We start from the raw sequence: 6543 nt of genomic DNA, 5'->3' as shown, positions 1-6543 counted from the left end.
CCCCCCGGAACCCGCCCTCTGCGCGACCTTCGCGGTGAGCCGGACCGTGATCCGTGAGGCGGTCAAGGTCCTCCAGGAGAAGGGGCTGGTGCAGGTCCGCCAGGGGGCCGGCACCATGGTGACCCCGGCGACGATGTGGAACATGCTGGACGAGCTCGTTCTGGCGGCGAGCATCGCGGAGGACGAGAGCCTCACCATGCTCGACGACCTCGTCGTGACGCGGCGCCTGCTGGAGTCCGACATGGCCAACGTCGCCGCCCGGCTGGCCGGCGAGGAGGTCGTCGACCGGCTGCGCGCGCTCGTGGACCGGATGGACGAGCTCGTGGACGACCACGTGACCTACGCCGAGCACGACCGCGCCTTCCACGACGTGATCATGCGGGCGTCGGGCAACCGGATCGCCCGCGGCGTGGTGCGTGCGCTGGAGAGCCAGGCCGTCAACACGGTCCGCTACATGGGTCATCCCGAGCGTGCCCAGTGTGTCGCGTCCAATCGCGGCCACCGCCGTGTCTATGAGCGCGTCGCGGCCGGTGACCCGGCTGGCGCGGCCGAGGCGATGTTCACGCACATCACCGAGGCCTGGCTCGTCCGCCGCAATCCACCGGGTGATCACAAGCGGCTGGAGCGGTAGCGCTCCTCCCGGACCGGCGACGCCGCCGGTCCGGGCGGCGGTCTCGTCGAAGTCACCCGCGCTCGCGCGAGACGGCGCCCCGGAGTGGGGTGCCCCAGTGGAGGGATGCCTGGCCGTCGTCGTCGATGAACACCGCGGGGTCGATCTCGCCGTTTTCGACCAGCGGATGGCCCAGGGCGTCACGGAAGGGCCCCGTGGGGCTGTCCGCGACCGCCACGCCGATCGCCATCCGTCCCGTCGCCCGATTCGTCACCGGCACGTACCAGTAGAACTGCCCGTCCCTGGCCACGACGTGTCCCGCCCTGGCGTTCTCTCCGGCCCAGCTGAAGGTGGCGGGACTCAGCGGCGAGCCATGATCGGTCCAGTTCACCATGTCCGAGGACGACCACACCCGCCAGTCCCTCATGTCGAACCAGGTCGAGCCGTCCTCGTCGTGGCCCGTGTAGAGGTACACCCGGTCGTCGCGGACGAGGGGGGCCGGGTCGGCGGTGTAGACGGTCTGGACGATGGGGTTGTGGCGACGTAGGGGCCTGGGCCCTGCGAGCCAACGGCGTAGAGAGGTGAGCATGGATACTCCCTGGCGGCTCGGCCGGAACGTCCCGTTCCACAGGGATGACGCCCGTCCCTCCTCAGGCGCGGGCCCACCTCTGGTTGGGTTGGCCGTTGCACGTCCACAGGACCACGGTTGACCCGTTCGCGGTGCCCGCCTCGTTGACGTCCAGGCACAGGCCGGATTGAACGTTGCGGATCGATCCGTCGGATGCGAGCGTCCACTTCTGGTTGCTCTGTCCGTTGCACGCCCAGGTGACCACGGGGGTCCCGTTGGCGGTGCCTTGTTCGTAGGCATCCAGGCACGTGTCGCCGAAGACGCGGATCTCGCCGCCCGCCCAGGTCGTCCACGCCTGATTCGCCGCGGTGTGGCAGTCCCAGATCAATGTGGCCGCGCCGGACGCCGTCGAGGCGTTGTCGACGTCCAGACAGCGGTTCGAGCCGGCGCCCCGCAACCGCGACGTGGTGCTCTCCAGAGGCGAGCCGCCGGACACCCGGTACACCGCGACGCCGTGCGAGGGCACGCTCGCCGAGATCTGGCCGCCGGTGGTCGAGGTCCCACCCGTCCACAGATCGGTCAGGGTGAACGATCCGCCGGCCAGCCCGATCTGCGCCGCCGTGGTGGTGACCGTCGTGGTACCGCCGCCACGGTTGAACAGCCCGACGGCGACCGAACCGTCGGACAACGACTTGGCGAACACCTCGACCTCACCGTCGTCGCGCACCCGCCGCCCGCCCGCGCCCAGCGGATCCTGATTCACGGCCAGCAGACGCGGGTTGCGCAGGATCGCGCTGACGTCGGCGGACATGGTGCGGATGTCGTTGCCCGCCATCAGTGGCGCGGCCATCAGGGCCCACAGCGCGAAGTGCGACCGCGACTCGGTCAGCGTGAGTCCCGGCCTGCCGACCACCAGCATGTCCGGGTCGTTCCAGTGCCCGGGGCCGGCCTGGGCCGCCAGGGGGGCGTTGATGTCGACGACGTTGCCCACCCCCATCGGGTAGCTGTTGGTGTTGCCGTTCTGCCAGATGTCCAGCAGATCCTCGGTGGTGCGCCACAGGTCGGCGACCTCACCCCAGTTGTACGTGGAGCCGGTGATCGCGTGCAGGCTGTTGGGGTTGATGCTGTAGACGATGGGCCGGCCCGTGGCGCGGAGGGCGTCCCGCATCAGCGTGAAGCGGGCGATCTGCTCCTCGCGGGTGCCCTCGGGGGAGCACCAGTCGTACTTCAGGTAGTCCACGCCCCAGGAGGCGAAGATGTTGGCGTCCTGCACCTCGTGTCCCATGCTCCCGGTGGAGCCGGGGTACCCGCCGACGCGCTGAGCGCAGGTGCGCTCGGTGGGTACCTGATAGATGCCGAACTTGAGCCCGCGGCTGTGGATGTAGTCGCCCAGCGCCTTCATGCCACTGGGGAACTTTGTCGGATGGGCGCGCAGATTGCCCTGGGCGTCGCGCTGGGGGTCGAACCAGCAGTCGTCGACCACGACGTACTCATAGCCGGCGTCCCGCATGCCCGAACTCACCATGGAGTCGGCGGCCTGTCGGATCACCGTCTCGTTGACGTTGTTGCACCCGAAGCTGTTCCAGCTGTTCCACCCCAGCGGCGGGGTCAGGGCAGGGCTTCCGGGCGCCGCCTGGGCCGTCGACCCGGTTGGCCCCGTGGACAGCAGTGTCAGCGCGACGGCCGCCGCTGCCAGGAGGTGCAGCAGGCGTCTGCATGTTGACGTACGCATCGTCTGGCCCTTTCTCGATGGGACCTGGTGCGCCACCGACCACGCCGGACCGTAGGGGCCCCGTCATCTGGCCAGGACGCGTATGGCGTAGGCATGACAGTTGCCGCCAGGAGCCTCGTGGCAGCTGGACGAAATCCGCGGGAGGAGGGTGGCGAGGAGGGAGTCGGCTGCCGCCTGTCCCTGGCGGCCTCGTCTCCGGTCCGCAGGATAGGTAGGGCGAAGCCTCTTGCGACATCCCTGGGGCGATTTTCGATAAACCCGGGCCTTGACCCTTGGTTCTGGGACACACGAGACACTGGATCTGAGCATCTGAGGATCTGAGAACGGATATCTCGTGGTCACCCACCTCCTGGACGAGATCAGGGAACTGGGCTACACCGGCAGTGCCAACCTGCCGGTCCGCTGCCTCAACCAGGGCCGCGCCGGAAGCGACCGCCCCGTGACAACCCCGCGCCGCCTCGCCCGCCTCATGCTCACCCACCCCGAGCACCTGCGGACCAAGGACACCGCCCTGCCCCACCACAACGGCCGCACCGAAGGCGTCAACACCCGCACCAAAGGAATCATGCGGCAGATGCACGGCGGAGCAGGATTCGACCTCCTCCGCCACCGCATCTCGCTCCGATGACAAGGACCCACCGTCACCACCGGCTACGGAACAGAGCCACTCGCTTTACAGTCCCGAACCGCCCTCTCAGTCCCCCTTGTACCGGCTTCCGTATACGCGTTTGATGTGCGAGGCGTAGGCGCGGGGGCCGAGCAGGGGCATGATCAGGCGCGGCACGAGCGGGGCGGTCGACAGCATGAGCTTCACCACCTCCGGCTCCGCGTGTGCGGCGAGCATTCCGAAGATCACCGGCAGTTGCCTCTTGGGTAGACCGTTGATCGCGTGGTCGCCCAACCGGTGCCACTCCTTTTCGGTTATGTACCGGTCCACGATGGTCAGGATCTCCCGCTCCTCGACAGCGAGGTGCTCGGTCAACCTGGCCCCGAGCTCCGTGAGTCCGTCGGCGAGCTGTTCGCCGACCGCCGGATCGGCGTTCAGCCGCCAGGAGGCGAGCAGCGTGGACGTGCCCCGCAGGAGCGTGTCGATCTCGACATGCTGCTCGTCCATCAACGTCAGCACCGCCGCCAGGTCCGACGGTGCGCGCTCGGCCAATTTCGGCCAAAGCAGCTCGTCTTCGCCCTTGTGGTGAAGGTGCAGGAATGTCTCGATCAGCTCGATGTGCCCCGCGACTGTCTTCGCCCTGGCGGTGTCTCCCGGGGTGACACCGCGAACGAGCGCGGGCATGCGGTCATACTCCTGGCGGAAGCTCTCGTGGACGACGAGCATGTCGCGTACGTCGGCGCCGTGTTTCTGCTGCTTGGGCATGGTGGCCTTCAACTGATTCTGGTGATGGTCGTGGGACTGAGGGAGGACGAAGCCGGGACCGCGATCCGGCGAACAGAGGCAGGCGGCCCGGAGCTCGGCCACAGCGTTCGCTCTCGCCGTCTCGTGGAGGTTGGTCAGCGACCACTCGCGAGCCCGGACATCAGCACGGTCACGAGCCCGGAAGGCAGGATCCGCACCTCATCGGCGACGCCCTGGGTAAGCAACTGCTGGACGAGTGCGGGGAGACAATCGCGATGCGGGGCCGCTCGCAGCCACGCGGCCGGCGCATGCCCAGCCCGCGCACCGTGCCGGGCGCCCGGCACCGAGACGTGAGTGAGGAGTGCGTCTCCTCCTGCTCTGCGCTTCCGACCGAGGCGCGGCGGCGGCGGCGGTGTTCAGCGGCCCTGGTCAGGACACCGCCGTCGAGCGGCTGAGCGTCTCCCAGGCGGTGACGTCGGCCAGCAGGGATTCGTGGTGGCTGCGCAGCGCGTCGACCGCGTCGCCGCCGAGTACGAGGCGAAGCGGCGGATTCTCGGCGTCGAGTACCTTGACGATGGCCGCGGCGCCCTTCGCGGGATCATTCGGCTCGGCGCCAACGACCCCCGCGACCATCTTCCGGAGCTCTCCCGAGGTCGCCTGGTAGGCCGGCATCTCCGGGGCGATCTGCAGGCTGCTGCTCATCTGCGTACGGAACATCCCCGGTTCCACCAGGAGCACCCGAACGCCCAGGGGTGCCAGCTCGGTCGACAACGCCTCACTGAGACCCTCGAGCGCGTGCTTCGTGGCGTCGTAGCCGCCCATGCCCGGGAAGGTGATCCGACCGCCGAGGGAGCTCATCTGCACGATGGTCCCGCTACCCTGTGCGCGCATCGTGGGGACAACCGTCTTGGTGACCTCCACGGCACCGAAGAAATTGACCTCCATCAGCGAGCGCAGCTCCTCCATCGAGGTTTCCTCGACGGCCCCTATCCCGCTGAACCCCGCGTTGTTCACCAGGACGTCGATGCGGCCGAACACGGCCAGCGTCGCCTGTACCGCGGCCTGGATGGAGGCCGAGTCCGTCACGTCCAGTGCCGCGGTGCTGATCCGGGCACCGCCGGTCCGCGCGAGCTCGGCGAGCGTCTCCGGACGGCGCGCGGTGGCCATGACCCGGTCACCGGCGGCCAGCGCGGCCAGCGCGATCTCCCGGCCGAATCCGGCCGAGCAGCCCGTGATCAACCAGACGCGGTCCTGTGTGTCGTTTGTCATCCCCATGTCCTTCAACGTGGTGTTTACCGAGGCCAATGCTTGTCCCGGCACACCGAAGCCGTCCAACACCGACTGCCTGTCGCGCTTGTAGGCTGCTCCTGTGACCCCCGATCTTCGGCAGCTGAGATATTTCGTCGCCGTCGCCGAGGAGTCCAGCTACACGCGCGCCGCCGAGCGGCTCATGATCAGCCAGCAGTCGCTGTCCCAGCAGATCACCCTGCTGGAACGCATGCTGAGCGTGAAGCTCTTCGACCGCGACACCCGGGGCACCAAACTGACTGCTGTCGGTGCGCTGTTCCTCCCCGAGGCCCGCGCGGTACTCGACCGGGCCGACGAAGCCGTCGACGTCGTGGCACGAGCCGCGCGCGGTGAGATCGGCAGCCTCCGCCTCGCCTTCCTCGCCACCACGACGAACTACCTGCTTCCGCCGGTGGTCCGGGCCGTACGACAACGACTGCCGGGACTCAGGCTGACGACCGAGGAGACGACGATCGCCCCTCTGGTCGAGGGCCTGCTCAAAGGACGCTACGACGTCGCGTTCACCCGGCCTCCGCTGGTGGACGGGCTGGAGACCAGGACGCTGGTCAGCGAGCCGGCGTGCGCGGTCCTTCCCGAGGACCACCCGCTCGCCGGACGCACCGAGCTGACCCTCGGAGAGCTGGCCGGCGAACGCTGGGTGCTGACCCCGCGCGGCTCATGGGAACCCTGGCACCAGGCGTTCGACAGCTCCTTCCGTACGGCGGGATTCACCCCCGAGGTGGCGCAGCGGGACGCGAGCGTGCAAGGTCTGCTCGGCCTTGTTGCGGCCGGCGTCGGGGTGACGCGGCTGGCCCGGTCGGCGAGCAGTCTCCGCCGCACGGGTGTGGTGTTCGTGCCGCTGGCCGGGGAGTTCGTCCCCACCGACATGGTCTGGTTGTCCGGCAACGCCTCACCCGCGTTGCACGGTCTGCTGGACGTGGTCACCGGGATGGCTGCCGCCACCGACCTGACCGAGTTCGGCTGACCGGCTGATG

5 protein-coding genes and 2 pseudogenes are annotated in these 6543 nt (G+C 68.9%); 3 read left to right on the top strand and 4 right to left on the bottom strand.

Annotated features, from left to right (window positions below):
• On the top strand, window positions 1–631 hold a 631-nt coding region (locus ADY01_RS10465), incomplete at its 5' end, for a FadR/GntR family transcriptional regulator (protein ID WP_049569579.1).
• An 85-nt stretch (window positions 632–716) separates the two neighbouring features.
• On the opposite strand, the pseudogene ADY01_RS10460 reads toward ADY01_RS10465, so the two are convergent.
• Both ADY01_RS10460 and ADY01_RS10455 read right to left on the bottom strand, forming a co-directional pair.
• Window positions 717–1199, bottom strand: a pseudogene (locus ADY01_RS10460) (family 43 glycosylhydrolase); the annotation flags it as partial.
• Between the two features lie 61 nt (window positions 1200–1260).
• Entirely contained in the window at window positions 1261–2910 is a 1650-nt protein-coding gene (locus ADY01_RS10455; RefSeq protein WP_049569555.1) for a glycoside hydrolase family 27 protein, read from the bottom strand.
• A gap of 331 nt (window positions 2911–3241) precedes the next feature.
• Between ADY01_RS10455 and ADY01_RS10450 the strand changes: the two are divergent.
• Window positions 3242–3538, top strand: a pseudogene (locus tag ADY01_RS10450) (ISL3 family transposase); the annotation flags it as partial.
• Window positions 3539–3604: 66 nt separating this feature from the next.
• Here the strand turns inward: ADY01_RS10450 and ADY01_RS10445 are convergent.
• Both ADY01_RS10445 and ADY01_RS10440 read right to left on the bottom strand, forming a co-directional pair.
• Complete coding sequence (locus tag ADY01_RS10445) at window positions 3605–4282, bottom strand: hemerythrin domain-containing protein (RefSeq protein WP_159001102.1); 678 nt, start codon at window positions 4280–4282, stop codon at window positions 3605–3607.
• 408 nt (window positions 4283–4690) lie between these two features.
• A complete protein-coding gene (locus ADY01_RS10440; RefSeq protein ID WP_324612905.1) occupies window positions 4691–5596 on the bottom strand; it encodes an oxidoreductase in 906 nt (301 codons plus the stop codon).
• 34 nt (window positions 5597–5630) lie between these two features.
• Between ADY01_RS10440 and ADY01_RS10435 the strand changes: the two genes are divergently transcribed.
• The gene (locus tag ADY01_RS10435; RefSeq protein WP_049569543.1) at window positions 5631–6533 is read left to right on the top strand and encodes a LysR family transcriptional regulator; all 903 of its coding nucleotides are present in this window, start codon (window positions 5631–5633) and stop codon (window positions 6531–6533) included.
• Window positions 6534–6543: the final 10 nt, after the last annotated feature.

The sequence above is a fragment of the Streptomyces sp. SBT349 genome, from assembly GCF_001083795.1.
Classification (GTDB): domain Bacteria; phylum Actinomycetota; class Actinomycetes; order Streptomycetales; family Streptomycetaceae; genus Streptomyces.
This window is presented reverse-complemented; position numbering and strand designations above follow the sequence as displayed.

Bases quoted from the DNA above. Each gene is read 5' to 3' on its own strand.
- ADY01_RS10455 (WP_049569555.1), bottom strand. From the start codon at position 2,910: ATGCGTACGTCAACATGCAGACGCCTGCTGCACCTCCTGGCAGCGGCG.
- ADY01_RS10445 (WP_159001102.1), bottom strand. From the start codon at position 4,282: ATGCCCAAGCAGCAGAAACACGGCGCCGACGTACGCGACATGCTCGTC.